Origin of the sequence: Clostridioides sp. ZZV15-6597 (genome assembly GCF_020657815.1) — a bacterium.
GTDB lineage: Bacteria > Bacillota > Clostridia > Peptostreptococcales > Peptostreptococcaceae > Clostridioides.
Map to the genome: position 1 here is coordinate 60,583 of NZ_JAGWCT010000003.1, position 24,989 is coordinate 85,571.

Sequence of the window (24,989 nt, forward strand, 5' to 3'; positions counted from 1 at the left end):
TTCTTCATAAGTATTGTCTGCCCTTATATTATCAGCTAAATACAATATATATTACTTTACTTACATATTCTTTAAGAAATTCTGAAGATTTTATAAAGTTTTATATAATATAAAATATTTTTTATGAATGGCCATTCAAGATGCAAAAAAGGCAGAACCTATATAAATACCTTGAAAAATCAAAGTAATATATTCGATCCTGCCTGCATTACCAGTAACATGTCTTTCATTTATACTCTTTTGTACCATCATATTAACATTTACCTGAAATCGCTATCAATACTTTTTAAATTTCCGATATTTTTTTAGTAACAATATCTTTATAATTCATTTTTTATATCAATTAAAGCAATAATAACCATCCACCAATTAATATCAGAATTGAACCTGGTATTTTCTCTTTTATATTTTCTTTAAATATAAAGTGAGCAAGTATTAAAGTTATTATCATAGATACTTGAGAAAATGGTTCTGCTATACTGAGTTCTAAATTATTTAAAGCAATTAATAATGCTAGATAAGAATACCCATTAATAGCACCACTTAAAATCGAAAGTCCTTTCTTATTACTAAAAATTTCATAGATTACTTTTTGTTTCTTTTTAAATGCTAAAAAAACAAATAGATTTAATCCGACAAAAAAGTAAAGTATCGTTGAATACAGTATAGGAGATACTTGAACATAAAATGCCTTATCTAATACCCTTCCTACGGATTGAAAAAATATGTACAAAAACATCAATCTACATGGTAGATTATTTAAAATGGCAGATGCATTTTTTAATAAAGAGCTTACATTTTTTAATATAAATACTCCACCAATCATAATTATAATTCCTGCAACTTTTCCTAAACTAAAACTTTCACCTAAAAATACAACTGATAAAAGTAATAGAAATAGTGAGTTTAAACTGTTTATTGGAGTGACAAGTGAAACTTCACCAGTTGCTAGAGATGTTACATATGCTACTGACCCAATTGAATAAACTAAGCTACTTATATAGCATGGTAGTAAAAAAGACCAATCTCCAACTTTACTCGTTATACTAAATGGTAGTAAACATACTCCACCTATAAAGAAAAATAAAAATGATGAAGCTATATTTTTATAAATATCACCTTCTTCATCACCTAATAATCTTACAACTACTCTTTCAAAGGCTAATAGCACTACTCTAATTAATAGTGCAAAATAAGATATTATCATTTTTGACCTCACTTAAAAATTAATCTGACTTACTGAATATACTTACTAAATCTCATTATTATAAATCAAATCTACCATATGGGCAAATCTTTTGGGTTTTTCAATGTCTTATGTTTAAATACAGGAACCTTAAGCTTTTCTCCTAATTTACGACATTGTTCTTTATAAGCGCCCTTTAACTTATCATGAAAAACTATACCATCAATTCCACCATCAATACTGTCTACACACTTTTCTAATTTTTCAAATCCATCTTCATTATCATACATTCCACTTACAATCCATTGATTTGGTAATACATGTCCAATTGATATATTGTATTCTCTATTTTTTATAATATCTGCAAAAGAATTTTCAAAGTGAACTCCTCCTACACACAGTAAAGTTTTTATAGACTCATCTTTATCAAATACTCTAATTAGAGATTTCGATAATACTTGTATTGCCGTCTTATTATTAAAACTATTACTATTACTTCCTATCTCAATATCTAACATAGGTACAGAATATTCTGTAATTAATTTAGATACTTCCCCATATGTAGTTCCAGACCAGTGAGTTGCTTCTGTTAATGTAGTGAATTCATCAAGAGAGTTTTCATTTTTTATATCTTCAATTGCATTAATTAAGTTTCTAAAATATTTTGGATTTGAATTTCCAAACTCGCCTGTTGGTACATCTCCAATAGTATGAGCTGTTAGAATATTTGCTGGAGCATTCTCTCCTTCATGCCAATTCACAACTCCTGCAAAATCAAAATCTTTGAAATGCTTATTTAAAATTGGCAGATAATATTTATAATCATGACTTATTACATTTTCCGTTTTTACAAACTGGAATAAGTTATTGTTTTTATCTATAAATTCTAATACAAAATTATCATCAACAATAATATCAGTCTGCTTTAAATCCATTACTTCCTCACAACAGTTAATTACATTCTTAGCCACTGGGTCTTTATCTAAATTATTACAAAAGAAGAAAACTGCTTTTTTGTTATTCATCTATAAATCACACTCCTATTATTCAAATACTAAATACTCTCATACTTAAAATCATCTAAATATCACTATATACTCCATTCAATTATTATACATAATATACTACCATACTTATTTTAGCTACACCTCTACCTGAGTTTCTATATATATGTGATACATCAGCTTTAAATCTTATAGAATTTCCACTAGATACAATATAATCCTCTCCATTTATTTTAATAGTTATTTCACCACTAAAAACTGTAATAAACTCTTGAGTTCCTGGAAGTTCAGCATTTGAATCCAATGTTCCACCCTCTTCTATCTCAATCATAAATATTTCAAATCTTCTTTTAGAATCAAATGGAAATATCGGATAACTTACATATTTTCCATCATCCTCAATAAAGTGGTCTACATCCTTTTTATCAACCAATTCTATATCACTTTCTTGTCTTTCCATCAATGATGTAAATGATATTTTTAATCCATTCGTTATTTTCTTGATAGTAGATATAGTTGGATTCACTTCGCATTTTTCAATTTGAGACAACATACTCTTACTTACCCCACTAAGTTGAGAAATTTTATCTAAGCTAAGATGTTTTTCTTTCCTTATCTTTTTTAAATTCTCAGCAATTATTTCATTTAAATTCTGCATAAATTCACCTCTAATATACTTATACAATCCTAAGTATATTTAATTATTTTATCTAAAGACAGTAACTTACCTTAAAATATTTTATTCGATATACTGTACATTATGTTTAATATATAATATTTTTTTAGAAATGTAAATACTATTTTGAAATTTCCTTTAAAAATGAGCAAATAAAAAAGCCAGTAGCCCATATTTTTTTAAGCTACTAGCTTTTATTATCATAAAATTATATTTTTATATTTTAACTATAAAACTTAGATGCTCCTATCAGTTGTCTTTTGGAAACAATCTTAGCTAGATTAGCTAATGAAGATATTTTTATATCCTTAAAAGAAACTAAAAATACAAACTTAAAATCAGTGAATTCTTGATTTATATTATATATATCAAAATAGCATCTCAAATTATCAAATAGGTAATTTTCTTGCAAATCTGCCTCTATTTCATCAGTAGCATCTTTTAAATATGCTCTTACATCTTCAAATAAGACATTGAAATAAGACTCATCTATTTCCTCACCTAATTCTTCTAATATTTCTTCTATATCTAAATCATCCATATCAAAAGAATTTCCTGTTAATTGACAATCAAACACCAATATATTCTCCTGATTTATAGTATTTGATATATCTTGTACATATTCAAAGTCTGGACGTAATTCTAAAATATCTTTTATCTCACTACTCTTTACATGAATTTTTCCTTTTCTGTTTTCTAGTTTTAAATCTATCATATGCTCCCCCTTTCAATTTATAAGTCTTTTAATTACTTTGTTCTATAATCTTTTTAATATCTATCCAGTTATTAACTCTAATTATGTTTTGATGTTCAATATCTTTATTATAGTTAGTATCTAAAAGTATTACTTTAACACCTGCATCAGCTAATTGGACTGAGTTTAAAGGGTTATCTTCTATAAAGATATCACAACTCAGTTCTCTTGCCTTTTCAACTTTATAATCACTTCCTAATAAGTAAACATCTATATCTAAAATTCCTTGTCTAATTAACCAGTTTTTAGTTACATCAGTTAAGCATTCATGTCTAGCAGTTACAAAATATAAATTATGCCCCTTAGATAATTCATCTATTACTTCAATAGCTCCTTCTACAATTTCTGCTTCATCATATGAATGTACATACTTATCATTAAATTCTGTATATACATCCCTTATTCCTGAACCATATAATTCTTCCCAATTGTGAGTTATACACTCTGACTCTGTAATGTTTTTATTGAAGATATCATTTAGGTATGGAAGAAAATGATAAGGACTAGTTATTGTTCCATCTATATCAATACATATATTTAATTTGTTCATTTTTACCTCCATGTAACATTTATTGATTTTATTAATCAAATATTATAGCACAGCTTTAATTATAAATCAAAATCACATATATGACTATACCTATATAATACCAAAAAGCTTGCATATTTAAGCAAGCTTTTTGTAAATTTTACATTTTCAACTAATATATAAGTTTTTCTAAAGTTGGTTCTACTCCAAATTGTGTTTTTAGTTCTCTATATTCATTTAATGCTTTTTCATTATTTATTTTAGTTTTTATCGCTCTTATCATTAAATTTTTTGGTGTATCTAATGGGGATATGTATTCTACCACAGAAGTATCGTATCCATTTCCTTCTAACAATAACGTTCTTAAACCATCAGTTATTAAGTCTGCAAATCTAGCTTTAAATACTCCATGTTTTAATATTGGTTCCATAGCTTCATATTTATATTGTCCTAATAACTCCTTATGACAGCATGGTACTACTACTATAGCTTCTGACTTTGCTCTAATCCCTAGTCCTATAGCCATATCTGTTGCTGTATCACAAGCATGTAAGCTTATTACAAGGTCAACATCTCTATTAGGTGTATAATTAGTTAAATCCTCTTTTATAAATAACATATTTTTATAGCCTAAATTTTTAGCCATCTTCTTTGAAGCTTCTATAACTACATCTGAATAATCTATTCCTATAAAATAACAGTTTTTCTTTAATACTTCTTTTATATAGAAGTTTAGTACAAAACTTAGATATGATTTACCACAAGCACAATCTAATATTGTTATACAGTCTTTGTCTTTTATTTCTTTTAAAATATTGTCTATAAGCTCCACAAAGTGGTCTATTTGATTATACTTTCTTATTTTATCATTTTTTATTTTACCATCTTTTGTAAGTACTCCAATTTCTTTTAAAAGTGCATTTGCTTGTCCTACTTTTACATAGTACTCTCTGTTTTTTATTTGAGATGCTGTAAATTCATCTATTTTTGGTACTTCTTCTTTATTATCTAGATACTTTACATTTACTTTTTTATTGTCTCCTTCTATTACGACAATAGTACCTCTTTCAATATATCTAAATACTAGTGCATCATAATTTTCAGCTTCTTTAGATATACTTTTTAACAATTCACTAAATGTATATAACTCTGATTTACCTTTAAAATTAAATTCGTACTTACCTTCTTCTTCTGTTGCAATTCCTTTAAATTCTTTTCTTCCTGATTTAAAAACTACTTCTAATTCAATAAAAAAATCTTCATTTTCAAGGTTTCTCTGAGTAATCCCCATAAAAAACATATTTAGTTTTCCTATACTCTGCTTATTCATCCTAATCTCCCTTTTAACTTATCTCTTTAACTCTTATTAATCAATCGTATTTGACCCATCTATTTCTTCATTTAAATCATTCAATCTATTTTTAAAACTTTCTATCTGCTTATCTGATAAATCAAGATACTCAGTTATCTTGCCTATATATTTAGGACTTTTAGTATTTATTAATTTTAAGGCACTATCCATAGACTTTTGTCTAAGTTCATATGCCTTTTTTACATCATCTCTAGCACTACTTAATACCTTTGTATATTCATCCTTAGAAAGTTCTGGGATTTGCATATTCTCATATTCTTCTATAACTTCTTTACATTTATTTCTAGCATTTGTAACATCTTTTTTTATACTAGATAATTTAGTTATATTTTTTGCAATATCCTTAGTATAAGGTATACATTCTCTCATTGGTACTAAAGCTACTCTTTCTATATTATAAATTTCTTTCTTGAAAATTCCTATACTTTCTAGGTCTATTTTTTTAATATCTTCACTATCATTTTCTTTACTTATATAATTATCATTGTTTTCTTCAGTATTTCCTTGTTTTTCTGATTCACTATTTGTTGAAGTATTTCTTTCTAAATCATTATTCTTTATTACATCTTGTTTGTTTTCTTCTTTATTATTATCTGTACTTTGTGTATTTTTATCTTGTTTATTATCTACTTTTTTGTTGTTGGATTCTTTACTATTTTTTTTATCTTGTTTTAAATCACTATCTTCTTTTTCATCAAAATTTGATACATATTTTTCATCATATGTCTCATCAGAAATATAATTATGATAATACATAGATTCTTTTATCTTATTAAGTCCACTCATATAGATGTTACTTATCATTATTGTTGTAGCTAACACTACATAAATACTACTGTAGATACAAGACCTCTTAAAATTCTTGTAATTTCTGAATATCACTATCAAAGGAATAAGATATAAAAATATAAAAACTAATATCCACCTCATAAATCGTGTCTCCTTTCTCAAAACCGAAATCCCTCAAATATTTATTTTTAATCGTGTATCTTATAGTATTTACCAATTTATGTTTTTTAATCGTGAACTTTTATTAAATTAAATTCTGTATAATCACAAGATGCTAATATATATTCAACTCCATTTCGAATCCCTTTTAGACCCATTTTAAAAGACTCTTTACCATGCAAGTGACCATAAATCACCTTTTCAACATTATATTCTTCATATAATTTTGTAAACAAAGACTCCTCTAACCTATCATTTGTAGGAGGATAATGAGTGATTACTATTATTTTAGAATAACCTTTTTTATGTGCAGACTCTAATGACAGCCTTAATCTATTTTCTTCTCTTTTATAAACTTTTTCATCCGTCTCATCAAATTTAACATCATTAGGACATATCCAACCTCTGCCTCCACAAATTGCATAATCTCTATATTCATAGAAATTTGTTTGAATAAAACGCATATTTTCATATAGCTTATTCAAACTTGTAACTGTTGTCCACCAATAGTCGTGATTTCCCTTTATAAGTATTTTTTTACCTGGAAGTTCATTTATTATGTCTAAATCTTTTTTAGCTTCTGATAAATTAATTCCCCAAGACGTATCTCCTAATACTAACACTACATCTTCCTCTGTAACAACCTCTTTCCAATTATCTATAATCTTTTTTTCATGACCATCCCAATTACTGCCAAAGATATTCATTGGCTTATTTACTGATGTTGAAAAATGTAAGTCACCTATTGCATATAAACTCATAACATCATTCCTTCCTTGATTAAACTAAATAGGCTGTCTCTTCTTAGAAATTATTTTCCATTAAGAGGCAGCCCCATTAATATTTAGTAAATTTTCTATAAGTAGCTTTATTGAACCACTCTATCATCTACCTTAGTATCCTTATATTGCTCTAATAACATATCTATTTCTTGTTTTAATTCTAAAATTTCGGTTATGTTTTTGTCTGTTTCAGTTCTATCCAACTTTCTTTGATACTGCATAGCTTTATGTGTATCACCTAAGTCATATAACTCTTGTATTCTATTTAGAGTGTCTCTAATGGCTATAGACTTCATTTGATACATAGCCTGAGCTTTCATTATATCCTCTCTTATTTCACTCATTTCTTGGTCTAAGAGAAACGCAGCATCAGACGCTCTTCTAAGTCTTTCTGCTAGAGTCTCAGGTATGTAATGGTCATATTTATATTTTAATGAATGTTCTATTGTAGCCCAGAAATTCATTGCAAGAGTTCTTATTTGTATTTCACATATAATTTCTTTTGAGCCCGCAATTGAGTTTATAGGATATTTTATTATAACATGATAGCTTCTATAGCCACTATCTTTGTAGTTTGTAATATAATCTTTTTCTCCTATTATAGTCATATCATTTCTTACTTTTATCAAATCAACTATAGAATATATATCTTCAACAAACTGGCACATTATTCTTATACCAGCGATATCATCAATTTCAGTTTCTAAATCTTTTGCATTTAGCCTTTTTAACTTAGATATTATGGAAGATATTTTTTTTGTCCTTCCTGTGACAAATTCTATGGGAGAATATTCGCCTTTTGCTAAATATTCTTTTCTTATATTTTTAAATTTTATTTTCAATTCTTCTACTGCATGTTCATAAGGCGCTAGTATTTCATTCCATTTTTCGTATTCCATATTGCTCACCCTTTATTTGTTTTTTATGACCTTCTTTATTTTATCATAATTTATTTTGTTTTTGTATAGTAAAGCAATTCTCCATCCTCTAAGATATACCCTATTTCGTCTAAATCAATTAGGTAACTTATAACAGATACCAACGAAGATTTAAAAAAATGATACTCTTTATAATTATTGCTTAAATTATTGTTATTTATAATATTTTTTAGTAAAATTTCTAAAGATTTTGGTTTTTCAAGTAACTGTCTTATTTGGTATAAATATTTCTCTAAAGCATTCAAATGCTTTTCTATTAATTTATAAGCATCTTCTTTTGATATCACTTGTTTTCCATGACCCAAAACTAAATACTCAAAATCTATACCTTTTAACTTTTCTAATGAGTTCATTTGTTCTTGTATATCATATAAAAATAAGAAATCATATTTTGATAGAATTTCATCTCCTATCAAAAGGTCTCCCACAAAAATCACCTTATCTTTAGTTAAAATGGCTATACTTCCAGGTGTATGTCCCTGAAATTCAATTATATCAAACATTTCATTATTTAATTCCAGCCTACCTGCATCTATAGTTTTATCTATTTCTATATCATCTAACATTTTACTTTTTAAAATATTATCCATAAATATATTGCTTTTCCCCCCAACAATATACTTTGAAAATAACTCTGGGTTTTCTATATATAACTTATCGTATTTTGATGACATTACACACACATCTTTATAATGTTCTTTAAATTGATTACATGCCCCATAGTGGTCATCATGGCCATGAGTATTTATAATATATCTAACTTGTATTTTATTTTCATCCAATACTTTGGTTACTCTTCTGGGCCTCGAACCACATAATCCTGGGTCTATCATAAGTGCTGTATTATCCTCAAACACATATATTCCTGTATTTGTACCACCTTTTATAAAGAAAGTATTTCCTTTTACTTTTGTTAGATTCACCATCTTCACCTCATTTTGACAATATTTATACTACAAGTTATTATTTATTTAATATAAGACTCTAGTAGAATAAGCCTTTTTATTCTATTAATAGTTCTTTTTTTTATTTTAGGTTCTTTAGATATCCTTATTTTTACATTATATGCTAAATCTCTGTAAAATAGCGATTCTATAAAATATTCAACTATACCTCTATCCTTAAAATCTATATCTATAATGCTATTAGAATAAAGTTTTGAATCTAGTATCATAAGTTTATCAAAAAAGCTTAATCTCTCAGATTTGCTCAAATAACCTTTGCCTGGAATAAAGCTTTCACAATAATCTATTCTATAATTTACCACTTCATCATTTATTTCAAATCCATATTGTCTCTTCATCAACTCTTTATAGTCATTATTTTTCTTAGTGACATTATCTAGATTTTTGTTATAGTCCGCTTTTTTCCAATGTCCAAATAATCTGCAATTTAGTGGTCTAACTTCATATATTAAACACCTATTATCGTCGTCTTTGAATGGACATGAATTTTTTTTGGAATACTCTTCAAAATAATAGTCTACTATTTTACTTATACATCTTCTTCTTAAATCCGCTCTATCTTCAAGATAACAAAATATATTCAAAAACTCAATTAAATTTATACCTACTGATTCCATGCAACAATTACCACAACCAGAACAATTTCCAGTTGGTAAGGATTCATATACATCATTTAGTTCATTAAAGAGCTTATTTTTAGTGGAATAATCTATACAATTTAAAATATCTTTATTTTTTATACTAGTCATTATTATTACTCCTTGTTATAATTATTAAGTTAATACAAACAATTATTATAACATATTTTTTAAATTTAATCGCATGAGGAGGCATTTTATGAATAGATATACAAAAATCATTAATATGATGGGAAGTTACTATACAAAAGACTTTGAAAAAGAAAAAAAGAATGTAGTAAAAGTTAGAGAAGTTAAAGAAGACACTGTTAAAAAATTTTTCTTACAAGGTGACTGTGAAGTTCTAGTAGTATTTGAAGATACTGGCAAAGAAATACTTATTGACGATTTTTCTCCTGAAGAAGATATCAAAAAATACTTAGGAGTAAAATTTATAAATAAAAAAAGATAGTTATTAAAACCAATCATCTAAAATATATAATAATAACTACATGTAGTTATTATTATATATTTTCACAATCGAAAGTTATCTTTTATCTCTTTTTTAGACTTTAAGATAGCTTTTTTTCTATTTTTTGTAAAATAATTCCATAATCCACACTAATATTTCACAAAATGATATAATATAACAAATAGATAAATTTTTTAAGTTTCTTAATACTTAATATTTTGCGAGGTGATTTTATGCAAATTTATTTTAGAGTTAAAGCTGTTGGCAAACGTAGACCTATGCTAGAACTTACCCCCTTTGATTTATCTGACAACATCAATTGCCTAAAAGAGGCTATCTCTGAAATTGTATCTAAAAATGTTCTTGAATATAATGAAAAGACCCCAGAAAAATCAATAATAAGCTTTTTAACTAGCGAAGAGATTGAGTCTCAAGCTACCATTGGAAAAGTTGGATTCGGCTCTATCTACAATGAAAACAAACAATCTGTAGAAAAAGCCATAGAAGTTGCACTACAAGCATTTGAAGATGGAATCTATAAAGTTCTTATAAACGAAGATGTTATTGAAGAACTCAATTCTCCTATAAATTTAAAAGATGGTGATATATTCACTTTTATAAGACTCACTCTACTTGCTGGAAGGATGTTTTAAAATAAATAAATTGGAGGTACATAAATGTCAGAACGTACTAGAGTAGAAAAAAATCCTAAAATAATTGAAGATTTTAAAAACAATTTTACTAAATCTTCTTCAAAACCATATTACGACTTAGCTAAATCTCTTTGGGATTGTGTAAAGGATGAATCATACTATTATGATGTAAAAGATGAAAATAAATTCTTAGATATGATAAAAAAATACTATAATTGTTATTACTACGAAATTGAAAGTGTAGACACTTTACTTTCTGGCCCTTTAAAAAATGCCTTAGAATTAATGTTTTCTCCTGAACAAGTAGAAGAACTTTGCCAATTAATTAAAAGAAAAATGAATTATCCATATTCAGGAGGATACTATCGTAAAGGATATCGCTCAAATAGACTTAAAGATTATTTTAGAAGTATAATTAGGCTTATTTCACATTATGTTAGTTTGATATATCATGATTTTTCTGTCTTAGATTATCTTACACTTCCAGATAAAGTTCTTCAATATGACTATATAATGAGTGATAAAATCGCACTAGAAATAGATAAAGGAAATAATGATGTCATCAACGCTTTAGAAGAAGTAATTTTTGGAGAAAATCAAACCGCCCTACTTACTAGACAAATGATAATTGGTATTATGAAAAGTCATAGTGAAAAGTGCTATGAAATGCTTTCTAAACTTCTTCTCGCAGCTAAACAACAAGAAGGTCTTAGACAACAAATTGTAGAAAGTCTAGATGAAGGTACAATTCCTGCATCTATCTATATGTTAAAAACTATCTTAGATAACAATTTAGAAAGATTTAGTTCTGTTATAAGAGCTTTGGATACATGGACAGGACTTGGTTTTTCAGACCAAAAACCTGGAATAATTCGTAAGTGCTTAGAACTTTCATATAAATCATTGACTGATGAAGGGTTTCGTATGGAGTCAATTAACAGTAATGATAACCTTGAAATTTATTTTGCTTTATGGGCAACTGCAACTTACAATATCTACGATTCCTACTCTCTTATTGAAAATTTACTTTCACATGATGAAAAGTACAAAAAACTTGTGGCACTTTACTTCTTATCAAACACAGAAAGTACATATTTCAAACACTCTGTTGCATCTAAAAATATTAAAGGTGACGATTTAGAGATACTTGCATGGGTAGTTAGAAACTTCTATGTAGAAAGTTCTGTTGGCTACTATTATAATTGGCAAAACAGAAAAGTTGATTTTGACTTATCAGATTCTCCTATTGATAAAAACTTTGAAGCTAGAAAGGAACAATTTGAAAATCTAAAACATACCTTAGAACTTTTAAATTCAAAAACTAAGGAATTTTCTGGCAGTGTATTTCCATGGTCTTGGGTTGAAATTTCTTCTCACAATATACTTAGGTGCATGATGACATTAACAGCATATGATATGAATACTCAATTTATGGATGTTCTAATGGATAACTGTCATCTTATGAGTTCAGATTTAAGAGCTTCACTTATAGCTAATTTTATAAATGAGCCAAAAACAGATAAACAACGTAGTTTCTTATTAGAATGTTTGAGCGATAAGAGTGTTTCCAATAGAGAAATTGTATTAAGTTTACTTAAAGAACTTGACTTATCAGATGTAGAGTTAGACAGAATAAACAACTTGCTTACTTTAAAAACAAGTTCCATCAGACAAACAGTAATAAAGATTTTACTTGAACAAGATGATTTAAAGCTAGAAAATATTGCTTCTTCTCTAATAAAATCTTCAAATTCGCAAAAATGTCTTGGAGGACTTGAAATTGTAAATTTATTAAAAGACAGTCCTGATAGACAAGAGCTATATAATAAACTTATTTTATTAGTGGAAAGTGTTGATAAGTCTAAAAAGAATACATCTCAAGTTCAGATATTAATTGATAATTTATTAGGTAAAGCAAAAAATGATTATTGTAAAGAAAATGGATTTGGAATATACAACCCTGAAAATAAGGTCCAAATTCCTGAACAATTTGATTTTAAATGCGATTCCTCTAGTCCATCAAAACTTAATAAGATTATTTCCAATTTAAGCTTATCTTCTAATGAGGATTCTGTTTCTATATCAACTAAAAAAGAAGCTAAGAAAATTCTGGATGTAGATATAAATAAAATATTAAAAGTATATGAAAAATTTAATGAACTTATCATTGAAAATGCAGATTATGAGTATGAAGTTGAGAGATGGTCAGGTAATATGGATAAAATACTTTTAGGTTACTCTACATATAATCTAACTCCTATTAAACGTATAACTGGAAATAATAAGGATACTATTGATAATTATCCATTAGCTGAGCTTTGGAGAGAAACTAGCAAGAAACTTCATTTAGATTATAAAACAATCCTTGAGATTTTATTTTATAGTATACGCCCATGTGCTTATCATGAGATAGAGAAAAGTTGGTTTTCATCTATATATTCAAATGTCCTTGATGAAAAAAAACAAAAGAAATTATATTCAAAATTAGAGAAATTAAAATTTGATGTTCTTACAAGAAGAATACTTTCAGTATTACTAAATGAATTTGACCAGAAAGAAATGTTCGAATACTGTTTGGATACATATTACAAACTAAGAAACCTATTAACTACTGAACAATGTAAAAAGCAAAGAGTTGAGTTTACTAAAAACTACTATAGACAAAATGAATACTGCCCTGCTTTAGATGCCCCAATTTTGAACTATTGGCTTGGAAAGGCACATTCATTTATTCATGATGATATTTCCTTTACTAAGTTCTTCTACACTACATTTGCAAATTATCAACTTCTAGAATATAAATTCCCATTTTATACTAATATAGATATATTTGCTCGTGCATATGAATTGGGATTAATGACTGAGGAACAAATCAATCGAGAAATTGTAACTGGATACAATGCAACAAATATAGTACGAATTTTAACGAATCCTAGATGGAGTGGTGATACATTAGAAAAACATCCATGGCTTGAAAACAATATAAAAACTGTTACAAATAGGATTATAGAAATTGAATCACGTAGAGGTGATATGCCAACAGAAGTTTCTCATCTAGCTGATAATATACAACATTTTGAAGGTATGAATTATTTTGTAAATATCTTAGTTGCTCTTGGTAAAGAAACTTTCCAGAGAGGATATTCATATGGCAGTAATTATTCAAAAAAAGATGTTTTGAGTTCTCTACTTAAAAATTGTTATCCTACTAAAGAAGATAATTCTAAGGAATTAAAAAATTTACTTAAAACTACTGATATTACTGAATTAAGATTAATAGAAGCTGCTATGTATGCTCCTCAATGGGTAAACATAATTGAAAAATATTTAAACTGGAAAGGTTTAAAGAGTACAATTTGGTATTTCCATGCACATATAAATGAAGGATTCTCTGCTCAAAAAGAATCAGAGGTTGCTCTATTCTCTCCTATATCACCACAGAGTTTCATGGATGGAGCATTTGATGTAGATTGGTTTTTGGATTCATATAAAACTATTGGAGAAGAAAGATTCAATATCCTTTACAAATCAGCTAAATACATAACTAGTGGCGGAAACTCTCACAGACGTGCACAGCTTTATGCTGATGCTACACTTGGAAAGCTTGATAAAGACATGCTGATGAAAGAAATTGAAACAAATAGAAATCAAGATAAATTGAGAAGTTTCTCTTTACTTCCTATGAAAAAAGGTGACCTTAAAGAAGCAACTTTCCGTTATGAATTTATTCAAAAGTTTGCTAAAGAAAGCAAACAATTTGGTGCACAACGTCGTGAAAGTGAATCAAAAGCTTGTGCAATAGCAATGGAAAACTTAGCTAGAAGTGCTGGTTTTGAAGATATCAATCGTATGATGTGGGCTCTTGAAACGGAAAAGCTAAATGAAGTTGCTCATATGTTTAAACCAAAAGATATTGATGGAACTTCACTTTGGATAGATGTTGATGAAAAAGGAAAAACATCTATAAAAGTCCAAAAAGGCGATAAGGCTTTAAAAAGTGTGCCAAAAGCACTTGCAAAACATCCATATGTACTTGAACTTAAATCAGTACAAAAAGATTTAAAAAGTCAGTATTCTCGTGCAAAACAAAGTTTAGAGCAAGCTATGAAAAATGAAACAGTATTTACAGTTAAGGAAATATCCAATATTTATAAAAACCCAGTTATTTGTCCTTTAGTTAAAAATCTAGTTTGGGTATGTGATGATACTATTGGATATATCTATAATGATAAGTCTAAGTTCTTTATTTGTGATACAACTGGTGAATCTTATAGATTAACTGCAAAAAATAAATTAAAACTTGCACATCCAGTTCATCTATTTGAATCTGGTAAGTGGAGTGAATTCCAACATGACTTATTTGATAAGCAAATTGTTCAACCATTTAAGCAAGTGTTCCGTGAATATTATAGAATAAATGCTGATGAATTGTCTGAAAAAACTATATCTCGTAGATATGCTGGTCATCAAATCCAGCCAAAGAAAACGGTAGCACTTCTTAGAAATCAACTTTGGACTGTTGACTATGAGGAAGGTTTACAAAAAGTATTCTACAAAGAAAATATAGTAGCAAAGATGTTTGCACTTGCAGATTGGTTTTCACCAGCAGACATTGAACCTCCAACTATTGAAACAGTAGAATTCTTTAATAGAAAGACTTATAAAAGCTTAGAACTAGCTTCTATACCTCCAATTCTTTTCTCTGAAGTTATGCGTGATATAGACCTTGTTGTAAGTGTTGCTCATGCTGGTGGTGTTGACCCTGAGACAAGCCACTCTACTGTAGAGATGCGTATAGCTATTGCTAAAGAGCTACTATTATTATTAAAGATTAAAAATGTCAATTTTGAAGGCTCTCATGCTCTTATAACAGGTAATTTAGGCGATTATTCTGTACACATGGGTTCTGGTATTGTACATAAAAAAGGAATGGGTGCTTTAAATATACTTCCTGTACATTCTCAAAGTAGAGGTAAGATATTCCTTCCATTTGCTGATGAAGACCCTAAGACTGCTGAGATTATGTCTAAGATATTATTGCTTGCTGAAGATAATAAGATTAAAGACCCTAGTATCTTAAGCAATTTATAAATATAAAACTATCTCTAAAATATATTGGACTTTATAATTTTTTAAAGAAAGTCCAATATATTTTACACTATAACTTATATAATTAACTTATAATTACAAATAATTTTTATATAAACTTTTCTTATATATCATCTTTATAGTACTTATTGTATAACGCTAAAAGAATTTGTTCTTCTCTTTTCACTAGAATCTTTTAACCCTATAAAATCTATATAGAAAATCTTTTTCTAGAGATTTGTTTAATATGGCACTTTCTTGAAAATTTATAAACCTTATCTCTAATGAAGATTTATTTATAGGTATAACCTTATGTATAAACCTTAAATTTACTATGTATTGTCTATGAGTCATAAAGAAATTAGGAGGTAGGCGTTTTTTTAAGTCATCAAAGTTCTCATAAAACTTTATTATATCTTCATCTTTAGTGTGTAGATTAATTGCTCTTGAATTTTTCTCAAACATAACTATATCATCAAAATTAATCATATGTATCTGCTTCCTTATTTTATAGACAAAAAGAGTGTCTTCTATAAAATTATTATTAGCAATTTTATGGGAGTTAATATGGTCTATTGCTATATTAATTGAATCAAGTATTTTTTCTTTTTTAAATGGTTTAACTACAAAATCTATAGGATGCACTTTAAAGCTTTCAAGACTATAATCAGCAAAACCTGTCACAAATACTATATGTATATCCTTATCTATAGAAAGAATTTCTTTAGCAGAAGCAATCCCATTTTTATATGGCATATCAATGTCAATAATCAACAAATCTATTTTCTCGTTTTTTATAAATTCAATTGCCTCTATACCATCCTTAACTTTTTTAACGTAATCTACGTATCCAGATTCTTTAACTATATTTGCTATATCATCTCTTACAATTTTATCATCATCGCAAATCAAAACTTTTATCATAGACTTTTCTCCTCCTAACTAATAATATTTTGGGATTAAGATTACAAATTCAGTTAAAAAATCATCACTATTTACAAGTATACTATAATCATACTTATCTAATATGTTTTTAACTAGATGTAGCCCATAACCCCTATCTTGCCCTTCTTTAGTACTAAAGCCATCCCAAAATATACTTTCAACATTATGTATTTTAGGACCATTATTTTTTATAGCTATAATGTACTGAAATTCATCTTCATATGCATGTAATCTTATATATTTCTTTTCCTTTTTTATAGCAGACAAAGACTCTATTGCATTGTCTATTATATTTAATAGTACTGAACTCATATCATTAGGTTCAATCTCTAAATTATCCATAAAATCTTGAATGTAGACATCAAAAGATATATCCTTTTCAAGACATTCCTCATATTTTAATGAAGCTATAGCATCTAAATAAGATACTTTTCCATACCTTGAATTTTTTGATTTAAAACTATTTGATATATTCATTATATATTCTTTGGCATCTTCATCTAACCCAGTATTTAATAGAGAATACACTACTTGCAAATGTTTCAAATAGTCATGTTTTTGACTTCTTAATTTGACGATTATATTATCCTTATGATTTATTTTACTATCTAGTTTTTGTAGTTTGGATTCTTGCTCATTGTTATTATTTATCAATCTTATAAATTTAAATCCTATATAACAACTTAACATAATTAAAATTAAAAAAAGTATAATATTTAATACTCCTTCAAGTAAAGAATTATAGCCTAAACTTAATTGTATATATTGAATACCCCCCATGAATAAAATCCATACAAAACACGATATAAAAAATGTTAATAGTCCTCTTTTTAATATGTCTAATTCTTTGTAAAACCTGTACTTATTCATTATAAGGTTACTAAATATAAACAAAGCTAATATTACTACAGGAAATATAAAATTGTTCTCCATAATTCCCCTCCCCTCTGCAATTTATATGAGAATTATATCATTTAAAAAAAAATATGTAAAAAGTCAAAATTTACATATAGCTTAATTAAACTTGTAAAAATACATATAAATTTATACAATTAACTACTTAAAACTTGAAAATACTTACTTTGCTATATATTTTAAATAAATATATAATTGATTTAGTTAAGAAAGGAAGTGGTAAATATGAAAGATAATCTGAAAATAGTACTAAGGTACATAAAAAGTTATAAAGCTAGATCTTTAGCAATTGCTCTGAGTATAATTCTTGCTACATCACTTATTGTTGGTATTGGTACCCTCTCAAGAAGTGCTCAGCAAGCAGATGTAGATAGAATGAAAAGAGAAACTGGAGCTGACCATGTATACTTTAAAAATGTAAAGAGAAATCAATTAGAATCCATAAAATCTAGCAAAGATATTAAAAATCTAGGTATAACATCTTACTATGCGTCTACAGATGTTAATGAAAAATTACCTATAAACATACTACATGCAAATAAAAATTACTTGACTAGTCATTCTAAACTTATAAAAGGTCGATTTCCAAAAGCTAGCAATGAGGTGGTAGTCGAGAAATGGATTTTAAATAGTATGGGTTTAAAACCAGAGATAAATCAAGACCTTACTTTTAAATTATATCAAAAAGAAAATCCAGAAACTTTTAAAGTTGTTGGAATACTTGAAGATAGATTTATAGAGAAACAAAAGGGGATGTGTGAAATTTTTTTGAATCTCAATGAATCAAAATTGGATAATTTTACAACTTATATTGAATTTAATGAAGACAGTAATATAAATACAAACATAGACAATATAGCAAAAAATGCTATATTGGATAAGGAAAGTGTGAGAAGAAACTCAATGCTTATAGAGTCTACCATGAAAAATGGTACTTTAGATGACTCAAGTAAATATACTGCAATTGCTATGAGCCTATTTTCTGGTATTGTAATATATAGTATCTATGTTATATCAATATACCAAAGAATACAGGAATATGGTGTCTTAAGAGCTATTGGATCCACTAATTTTAGGATTTTTAAACTTATGTTTTATGAACTTTTCATACTTGCTTTGATAGCAATGCCTATAGGTATATGTACAGGCATGGGGGGTGCACAAATATTTAATAGGTCTGCAGGAAATATTCAATTTGAAGGAAATATAAAGGTTACACCTTTTGTTATTCCAGATAAAATAATCCTCTTATCAATTGCATCTACAATACTAATAATACTAATTATAAGTTTCTTTACATACTTAAAAATAAGAAGAATTTCTCCTATTGATGCTATCAGAAAAACTTTTGGAACTAATAAAAATGTAACCAAAGTTAATTCTTTAATATCAAAATTAACTTTAAATATATCAGTAACAAAATCTATATCTGCGAAAAACATCTTTAGAAATAAAAAGGGCTTCATTATAATTGTATTATCTATGAGTATAGGAGGTATAATCGTCATAAAAGACAATTATAAATCTTCTTTTTTAGATGTCCAAAACAAAAGCTCTCAAGAACAAACATATATGAATGCAGATTTTATTCTATCAAATACTTTTTCCAATGAAACTGGTAACAATACTTCTTTCAAGGATATAAAGGGTTTTAATGATAATCAAATAGATAAAATAAAAAATATAGATGGAATTGACAAAGTCAAAACTGCTAGTATCTTAAACACGAGAATAGAGGTAGATAAAATAAATAGATTAGATTACTACGAAGCTATAAATTCAACTCTTTATTATAAGGAATATCCTCTATTTACAAAAAATAATACTACTGGAAAATATACACTAAAGCAAAAGCTAAGAGGTTATAATGATGAGATGATAAAGTCATTAGAAAAATACTTAGTAAGTGGAAATATAAACTTGAAAAAAATGAAAAAAGAAAACTTAGCTATAGTATACGTACCAGAAATTTCTAAAACGAAAAAATACCAGAAGACTTTTACCCATGGTAAAGGAACACCAGCTGTAGATATAAAAGTAGGCGATACTATAAAAGTCAAATATCCAAATGGTAGAATAGATATGGACCTTTATGAAAGTCAAAAAGATAATTATGAATACCTAGAATATGAATTTAAAGTTGGAGCTATTGTAAATTATCCTTTTGCAGATAGTAATACGTACTCTGGAGATGATGGTGTAGATGTAATAACGAGTAGCGAATATCTAAAAAAATTAACTGGTGTAGATAAGTATAACTTAGTTTATGCAGACCTTAATGAAAATGCAAACAGTAAAAAAATAAATAAACTTTTAGGTAAAATTGGAAGTGAAGTCGCTGGAACTACAACAATAGATATGATGGTAGAAAAAGAAAACTCTGATAAGATGACATCTAGATCCATGATTTATAATTATGGCATAGTAGCAATAATGTTCATAATTAGTGTGCTTAACATAATAAATAACATAAGTTATAACTTAACTTCAAGAACTAGCGAATTTGGAATGTTAAGGGCTATTGGTATCTCTGAGAGAGAATTTAAAAATATGATACTCTATGAGGGAATATTATATGGAGTACTCTCAAGTGTAATTACCATCGTGTCAGGACTTATAATACAATTTAAAATGTATTATCTACAGGACTTTGCATCATATGGATTAGATTTTACAATAGATTACAAAATATATATACTAGTTGTTTTAGCAAATATAATTGTAGGTATTCTAGCTACATGTATTCCATCAAGGAAGATAAATAAAATTAGTATAGTTGAAGCTATAAACATCACAGAATAGGAGGGGTAATTATGCCTATATTGGAAACTATTAACTTAGGTAAGATTTATGGAAAAAAGGAAACATCTGTACATGCACTAAAGGATGCAAATTTAAAAATAAATAAGGGTGAATTTGTTGCGATAATTGGTCCAAGTGGAAGCGGTAAAAGCACATTTCTACATTTAGTAGGAGGTCTTGAGAGACCAAGTAATGGTACTATAAAAGTCGCTGGTAAAGATATATGTTGTCTTTCAGATAAAGAACTAGCAAGATATAGAAGACAAAAGGTAGGATTTGTATTTCAACAGTACAATCTAATTCCTGTATTAAATGTAAAAGAAAACATAGAATTGCCACTAAAGTTAGACAATAAAAAAATCGATGAAGAATACATAGAAGACCTTATAAATCTATTAGGTCTTAATGAAAGGAAAAATCATCTTCCTAATCAATTATCTGGTGGTCAACAGCAAAGAGTTGCAATTGCACGTGCTTTATCTGCAAAACCAAGTATCATCTTAGCAGATGAACCAACAGGAAATTTGGATAGTAAAACTACAGAAGAGGTCATGGATTTACTAAAAAGTTCTATAAAAAAATATAACCAAACGCTTATCATAATAACACATAATGAAAATATTGCTAGAAAAGCAGACCGAATTATATCTATAATAGATGGAGAGCTTAGTTAAACTAACACTCTAAAACTACTTATAGAAAAGAGGATTTAAATGTTATTAGTTTTAGGTAATTTAAATTTAGACTTGGATTTTGACTACAGAATAATAAGAGAAGATAATGATGATGTAGATATATTTATAGATATTAATTATCGTAGCTTAGATATAGATACTGATGGCTCTAACTTATTTAATTCTAGAATCCAATTCCCATTTGTAAGAGCATTAATTCTAAGGTTGAATAAAAACAATCATTGCATGACAATTCATTTGTTAAGAGATATAGATTTATTTTCTGCCTTTGCTAACTTCGAGGTAGATTACAGCGACTCTGTAATAAATATAAAAAATCAAAATGAGAAAGTTATTCTAAATAAATCTATCAAAAAGTAATAAGGGGGCCTTAATAGGCCCCAGTTTTTTTGTTTTCTATACCTATTATATCATGATAAATAGATTAGTCAATAGAATTTTCTGAATATTTTTATAATTTTTTCATAAAGTTTTTTATATATTTTGCTTTAAAATTATATGTAATAAAAAAATTTTGTGACTAATTTTAAAGTTAATTGATTAAATATACATATTCAAAATTAATATGAATTTTCTTACCTTTTATCACTTTTATTTAGGTTTTAAGTTATAGTCTATTATTAGCAAATTACTTATATGAGCCTAATAAAATTCTATTTATATGCAAATCTAATAATTTATATACAAGTCTAATAGAATTAATATTCAAGTCTAATAACTTATATTCAAGTCCAATAGAATCGATATTCTAAAATGAATATTATTTACCATAATAAACTTTCAAATATATCTCTTTTAATTCACTCATCAATGGATATCTAGGATTAGCACCTGTACATTGGTCATCAAATGCTTGTTCAACCATAGCATCTAATCCCTCTAAGAATTTAGCTTCATCTACTCCTGCTTCTTTTATAGTCTTAGGAAGACCCACTCTTGCCTTTAATTCATCTATTGCTTTTATAAGATTATCCACTTTTTCTTGATCTGTATTCCCTTTAATTCCTGCAAAAGAAGCAAATTCAGCATATCTTTGTATACAATCAGGGTGTCTGTATTGTGAAAATGCACCCATTTTATTTGGAGCCTCTGCACAATTGAACTTGATTACTTCATTTATTAATAATGCATTTGCAACACCATGTTGAACATGGTGGAATGCACCAAGTTTATGTGCCATAGAGTGGCAAATTCCTAAGAAAGCATTCGCAAAAGCCATACCAGCCATAGTAGATGCCATTGCCATTTTTTCTCTTGCTACTTTATCAGTTTTTCCATTTTTATATGCACGAGGTAAATACTCAAATATTATTTTACCTGCTTGAAGTGCTAGTCCATCAGCTGGTTCAGTTCTTAACATAGATACATATGCTTCTAGTGCATGTGTTAAGGCATCAACACCTGACGCTGCTGTTAATCTTGGTGGCATTTCCATCATCATATCTGCATCAATTATAGCCATATTTGGCATTAATTCATAATCTGCTAATGGATATTTTACACCTGAATCTTGGTCAGTTATAACTGCAAATGGAGTTACTTCTGAACCAGTTCCTGCTGAAGTCGGAATAGCTGCAAAGTATGCTTTTTCACCCATCTTAGGGAATGCATATACTCTTTTTCTTATATCCATAAATCTCATCGCTAAATCTTGGAAATCTATTTCTGGATGTTCATACATTACCCACATTATCTTGCCGGCATCCATTGCACTACCTCCACCTACAGATATTATTAAGTCTGGTTGGAAATCAGCCATAGCCTTAGCCCCTTCTCTTGCACAAGCTAGTGTTGGGTCTGGAGCAACATCAAAGAATGTAGTATGCTTAATTCCCATTTCATCTAATAAATCAGTTAGTTTCTTAGTATATCCATTATTGTAAAGGAAAGAGTCTGTTACTATAAAAGCTTTCTTTTTGTTCATAACATCTTTAAATTCTCTTGCTGCTACACCTAAACATCCTTTTTTGAAATAAACTTTTTGTGGGGCTCTAAACCAAAGCATATTCTCTCTCCTTTCAGCTACTGTCTTGATATTAAGTAAATGCTTAACTCCTACGTTTTCTGATACAGAGTTTCCACCCCAAGAACCGCAACCAAGAGTAAGAGATGGAGCTAATTTAAAGTTATATAAATCACCTATACCACCTTGTGATGATGGAGTATTAACTAATACTCTACAAGTCTTCATAGCATTTACAAACTTCTCTACTCTCTCTGGTTGATTTATAGAGTCTACATACAATGATGAAGTATGACCATACCCACCATCAGCGACTAATTTTTCAGCCTTAGCAACTGCATCTTCAAAACTCTTAGACTTGTACATTGCAAGGACAGGAGAAAGTTTTTCATGTGCAAAAGGTTCCTCTACTTCAACAGATTCAACTTCGCCAATTATTATCCTAGCTGTTTTTGGCACTTCTACATCCGCCATTTTAGCTATTACATGGGCTGGTTGCCCAACTATTTTGGCATTTAAAGTTCCATCAATTATTACTACTTTACCTACCTTTTCTGTTTCTTCTTTATTTAAGAAATGTGCTCCACGATATTTAAATTCTTTTTTAACTTCTTCATATATTTTTTCTGGTACTATTACTGCTTGCTCAGAAGCACATATCATACCATTATCAAATGATTTTGATACTAATATTGAACTTACAGCCATTTTTATATCTGCACTCTCATCTATTATTGCAGGTACATTTCCAGGTCCAACTCCAACAGCTGGTTTACCTGAAGAGTATGCAGATTTAACCATTCCAGGTCCACCAGTAGCTAATATAAGGTCTGCTTCTGCCATAACAACATTAGTCAATTCAATTGAAGGCACATCTACCCAACCTATAATACCTTTTGGTGCTCCTGCCTTAACTGCTGCATCATGTACAACTCTAGCCGCTTCTATAGTACAGTTTTTAGCTCTTGGATGAGGTGAAAAAATTATACCATTTCTAGTCTTTAGGGCTATTAGTGATTTGAATATAGCAGTTGATGTAGGGTTAGTTGTTGGTATAACTGCTGATAATACACCTACTGGTTCAGCAATTTTCGTAAATCCAAATGCCTCATCTTTTTCTATGACACCACAAGTTTTAGTATTTTTATAAGCGTTGTATATATATTCTGAAGCAAAATGATTTTTTATAACTTTGTCTTCAACAATACCCATACCAGTCTCTTCAACTGCCATTTTTGCTAGAGGAATTCTCTGTTGATTTGCTGCTGTTGAGGCTGCTAAGAAAATTTTATCTACTTGTTCTTGTGTAAATGTTGCAAATTCTTTTTGTGCTAATCTTATTTCTTCTAGCCTTATTTTTAATGTTTCAACACTGTTGACAATCTCAGGACTACATACTTCAACATTTGACTTTTCTACAATCTTTTCTTTTTTATCCATACCAAAAACCTCCCTAAAATAATTATGCATCCTCATATTTTTTATAAATCTTAAATGCATTATCTATATCTTTTAACCTATACTTAAAATAATTTTATAGATTTAATCTCTACACTTTAGATTTTATTTCCTTTATTGTTCTAGGTCAAGAAGTTTTTTTCTGAATATTTTGTCAATTTATTTTTTAACAAATACATTATTTTTTTTACTATTATTAAATTTTTTTACTTAAATGAGATGTATTT

At 27.9% G+C, this 24,989-nt stretch carries 20 protein-coding genes; 6 read left to right on the forward strand and 14 right to left on the reverse strand.

What is annotated here, in order from left to right; translation table 11 throughout:
• Window positions 1–343: 343 nt before the first annotated feature.
• From KGF52_RS01575 to KGF52_RS01625, 11 genes are all read right to left on the reverse strand, one after another.
• Entirely contained in the window at window positions 344–1,207 is an 864-nt protein-coding gene (locus KGF52_RS01575; RefSeq protein ID WP_227838906.1) for a GRP family sugar transporter, read from the reverse strand.
• Window positions 1,208–1,278: 71 nt separating this feature from the next.
• The gene (locus KGF52_RS01580; protein WP_227838907.1) at window positions 1,279–2,211 is read right to left on the reverse strand and encodes a D-aminoacyl-tRNA deacylase; all 933 of its coding nucleotides are present in this window, start codon (window positions 2,209–2,211) and stop codon (window positions 1,279–1,281) included.
• Window positions 2,212–2,296: 85 nt separating this feature from the next.
• Window positions 2,297–2,848 (reverse strand): helix-turn-helix domain-containing protein, encoded by a 552-nt coding sequence (locus KGF52_RS01585; RefSeq protein WP_227829315.1) that lies wholly within the window; start codon window positions 2,846–2,848, stop codon window positions 2,297–2,299.
• Window positions 2,849–3,089: 241 nt separating this feature from the next.
• On the reverse strand, window positions 3,090–3,581 hold the full coding sequence (locus KGF52_RS01590) for a hypothetical protein (RefSeq protein ID WP_054272357.1): 492 nt from the start codon (window positions 3,579–3,581) through the stop codon (window positions 3,090–3,092).
• Window positions 3,582–3,609: 28 nt separating this feature from the next.
• Window positions 3,610–4,170 (reverse strand): 5' nucleotidase, NT5C type, encoded by a 561-nt coding sequence (locus KGF52_RS01595; RefSeq protein WP_227838908.1) that lies wholly within the window; start codon window positions 4,168–4,170, stop codon window positions 3,610–3,612.
• Between the two features lie 151 nt (window positions 4,171–4,321).
• The gene (locus KGF52_RS01600) at window positions 4,322–5,479 is read right to left on the reverse strand and encodes a class I SAM-dependent methyltransferase (protein ID WP_227838909.1); all 1,158 of its coding nucleotides are present in this window, start codon (window positions 5,477–5,479) and stop codon (window positions 4,322–4,324) included.
• A 36-nt stretch (window positions 5,480–5,515) separates the two neighbouring features.
• Window positions 5,516–6,451 carry a hypothetical protein gene (locus KGF52_RS01605; protein ID WP_227838910.1) on the reverse strand — a complete coding sequence of 312 codons (936 nt, stop codon included), beginning with the start codon at window positions 6,449–6,451 and terminating at the stop codon, window positions 5,516–5,518.
• An 86-nt stretch (window positions 6,452–6,537) separates the two neighbouring features.
• Window positions 6,538–7,230 (reverse strand): metallophosphoesterase, encoded by a 693-nt coding sequence (locus tag KGF52_RS01610; protein ID WP_227829311.1) that lies wholly within the window; start codon window positions 7,228–7,230, stop codon window positions 6,538–6,540.
• Window positions 7,231–7,337: 107 nt separating this feature from the next.
• Window positions 7,338–8,150, reverse strand: a complete 813-nt coding sequence (locus KGF52_RS01615) for a GTP pyrophosphokinase family protein (RefSeq protein ID WP_227829310.1) — start codon at window positions 8,148–8,150, stop codon at window positions 7,338–7,340.
• A gap of 50 nt (window positions 8,151–8,200) precedes the next feature.
• Complete coding sequence (locus KGF52_RS01620) at window positions 8,201–9,112, reverse strand: MBL fold metallo-hydrolase (protein ID WP_413894799.1); 912 nt, start codon at window positions 9,110–9,112, stop codon at window positions 8,201–8,203.
• A 44-nt stretch (window positions 9,113–9,156) separates the two neighbouring features.
• A complete protein-coding gene (locus KGF52_RS01625) occupies window positions 9,157–9,903 on the reverse strand; it encodes a YkgJ family cysteine cluster protein (protein ID WP_227838912.1) in 747 nt (248 codons plus the stop codon).
• An 88-nt stretch (window positions 9,904–9,991) separates the two neighbouring features.
• Here KGF52_RS01625 and KGF52_RS01630 point away from each other — a divergent pair, with 88 nt between their 5' ends.
• From KGF52_RS01630 to KGF52_RS01640, 3 genes are all read left to right on the forward strand, one after another.
• Window positions 9,992–10,243 (forward strand): hypothetical protein, encoded by a 252-nt coding sequence (locus KGF52_RS01630; RefSeq protein WP_227838913.1) that lies wholly within the window; start codon window positions 9,992–9,994, stop codon window positions 10,241–10,243.
• Between the two features lie 233 nt (window positions 10,244–10,476).
• Window positions 10,477–10,896 (forward strand): hypothetical protein, encoded by a 420-nt coding sequence (locus tag KGF52_RS01635; RefSeq protein ID WP_227829306.1) that lies wholly within the window; start codon window positions 10,477–10,479, stop codon window positions 10,894–10,896.
• Window positions 10,897–10,920: 24 nt separating this feature from the next.
• Window positions 10,921–15,987, forward strand: coding sequence for a DUF4132 domain-containing protein (locus KGF52_RS01640; RefSeq protein WP_227838914.1), 5,067 nt, complete (start codon window positions 10,921–10,923; stop codon window positions 15,985–15,987).
• A 183-nt stretch (window positions 15,988–16,170) separates the two neighbouring features.
• Here KGF52_RS01640 and KGF52_RS01645 read toward each other — a convergent pair whose 3' ends face one another.
• Window positions 16,171–16,908 (reverse strand): LytR/AlgR family response regulator transcription factor, encoded by a 738-nt coding sequence (locus tag KGF52_RS01645; RefSeq protein WP_227838915.1) that lies wholly within the window; start codon window positions 16,906–16,908, stop codon window positions 16,171–16,173.
• A gap of 18 nt (window positions 16,909–16,926) precedes the next feature.
• Complete coding sequence (locus tag KGF52_RS01650; protein WP_227838916.1) at window positions 16,927–17,862, reverse strand: GHKL domain-containing protein; 936 nt, start codon at window positions 17,860–17,862, stop codon at window positions 16,927–16,929.
• Window positions 17,863–18,069: 207 nt separating this feature from the next.
• Between KGF52_RS01650 and KGF52_RS01655 the strand changes: the two genes are divergently transcribed.
• The 3 genes from KGF52_RS01655 to KGF52_RS01665 are packed head-to-tail and all read left to right on the forward strand — an operon-like array spanning window position 18,070 to window position 21,701.
• Window positions 18,070–20,646: an FtsX-like permease family protein gene (locus KGF52_RS01655; protein ID WP_227838917.1), complete on the forward strand. Its 2,577-nt coding sequence runs from the start codon at window positions 18,070–18,072 to the stop codon at window positions 20,644–20,646.
• Between the two features lie 11 nt (window positions 20,647–20,657).
• Window positions 20,658–21,320, forward strand: a complete 663-nt coding sequence (locus KGF52_RS01660; protein WP_227838918.1) for an ABC transporter ATP-binding protein — start codon at window positions 20,658–20,660, stop codon at window positions 21,318–21,320.
• Window positions 21,321–21,359: 39 nt separating this feature from the next.
• A complete protein-coding gene (locus KGF52_RS01665; protein WP_227838919.1) occupies window positions 21,360–21,701 on the forward strand; it encodes a hypothetical protein in 342 nt (113 codons plus the stop codon).
• A gap of 400 nt (window positions 21,702–22,101) precedes the next feature.
• Here the strand turns inward: KGF52_RS01665 and adhE are convergent, their stop codons facing one another.
• On the reverse strand, window positions 22,102–24,744 hold the full coding sequence (gene adhE / locus KGF52_RS01670) for a bifunctional acetaldehyde-CoA/alcohol dehydrogenase (protein WP_227838920.1): 2,643 nt from the start codon (window positions 24,742–24,744) through the stop codon (window positions 22,102–22,104).
• Between the last annotated feature and the right edge of the window lie 245 nt (window positions 24,745–24,989).

What these genes read in the sequence shown, in the direction of transcription:
- KGF52_RS01615 (WP_227829310.1), bottom strand. Translation starts at nt 8,150, where the DNA reads ATGGAATACGAAAAATGGAATGAAATACTAGCGCCTTATGAACATGCA.
- KGF52_RS01590 (WP_054272357.1), bottom strand. Translation starts at nt 3,581, where the DNA reads ATGATAGATTTAAAACTAGAAAACAGAAAAGGAAAAATTCATGTAAAG.
- KGF52_RS01635 (WP_227829306.1), top strand. Translation starts at nt 10,477, where the DNA reads ATGCAAATTTATTTTAGAGTTAAAGCTGTTGGCAAACGTAGACCTATG.
- KGF52_RS01655 (WP_227838917.1), top strand. Translation starts at nt 18,070, where the DNA reads ATGAAAGATAATCTGAAAATAGTACTAAGGTACATAAAAAGTTATAAA.
- KGF52_RS01645 (WP_227838915.1), bottom strand. Translation starts at nt 16,908, where the DNA reads ATGATAAAAGTTTTGATTTGCGATGATGATAAAATTGTAAGAGATGAT.
- KGF52_RS01640 (WP_227838914.1), top strand. Translation starts at nt 10,921, where the DNA reads ATGTCAGAACGTACTAGAGTAGAAAAAAATCCTAAAATAATTGAAGAT.
- KGF52_RS01610 (WP_227829311.1), bottom strand. Translation starts at nt 7,230, where the DNA reads ATGAGTTTATATGCAATAGGTGACTTACATTTTTCAACATCAGTAAAT.
- KGF52_RS01630 (WP_227838913.1), top strand. Translation starts at nt 9,992, where the DNA reads ATGAATAGATATACAAAAATCATTAATATGATGGGAAGTTACTATACA.
- adhE (WP_227838920.1), bottom strand. Translation starts at nt 24,744, where the DNA reads ATGGATAAAAAAGAAAAGATTGTAGAAAAGTCAAATGTTGAAGTATGT.
- KGF52_RS01585 (WP_227829315.1), bottom strand. Translation starts at nt 2,848, where the DNA reads ATGCAGAATTTAAATGAAATAATTGCTGAGAATTTAAAAAAGATAAGG.
- KGF52_RS01650 (WP_227838916.1), bottom strand. Translation starts at nt 17,862, where the DNA reads ATGGAGAACAATTTTATATTTCCTGTAGTAATATTAGCTTTGTTTATA.
- KGF52_RS01600 (WP_227838909.1), bottom strand. Translation starts at nt 5,479, where the DNA reads ATGAATAAGCAGAGTATAGGAAAACTAAATATGTTTTTTATGGGGATT.
- KGF52_RS01665 (WP_227838919.1), top strand. Translation starts at nt 21,360, where the DNA reads ATGTTATTAGTTTTAGGTAATTTAAATTTAGACTTGGATTTTGACTAC.
- KGF52_RS01575 (WP_227838906.1), bottom strand. Translation starts at nt 1,207, where the DNA reads ATGATAATATCTTATTTTGCACTATTAATTAGAGTAGTGCTATTAGCC.
- KGF52_RS01660 (WP_227838918.1), top strand. Translation starts at nt 20,658, where the DNA reads ATGCCTATATTGGAAACTATTAACTTAGGTAAGATTTATGGAAAAAAG.
- KGF52_RS01605 (WP_227838910.1), bottom strand. Translation starts at nt 6,451, where the DNA reads ATGAGGTGGATATTAGTTTTTATATTTTTATATCTTATTCCTTTGATA.
- KGF52_RS01580 (WP_227838907.1), bottom strand. Translation starts at nt 2,211, where the DNA reads ATGAATAACAAAAAAGCAGTTTTCTTCTTTTGTAATAATTTAGATAAA.
- KGF52_RS01595 (WP_227838908.1), bottom strand. Translation starts at nt 4,170, where the DNA reads ATGAACAAATTAAATATATGTATTGATATAGATGGAACAATAACTAGT.
- KGF52_RS01625 (WP_227838912.1), bottom strand. Translation starts at nt 9,903, where the DNA reads ATGACTAGTATAAAAAATAAAGATATTTTAAATTGTATAGATTATTCC.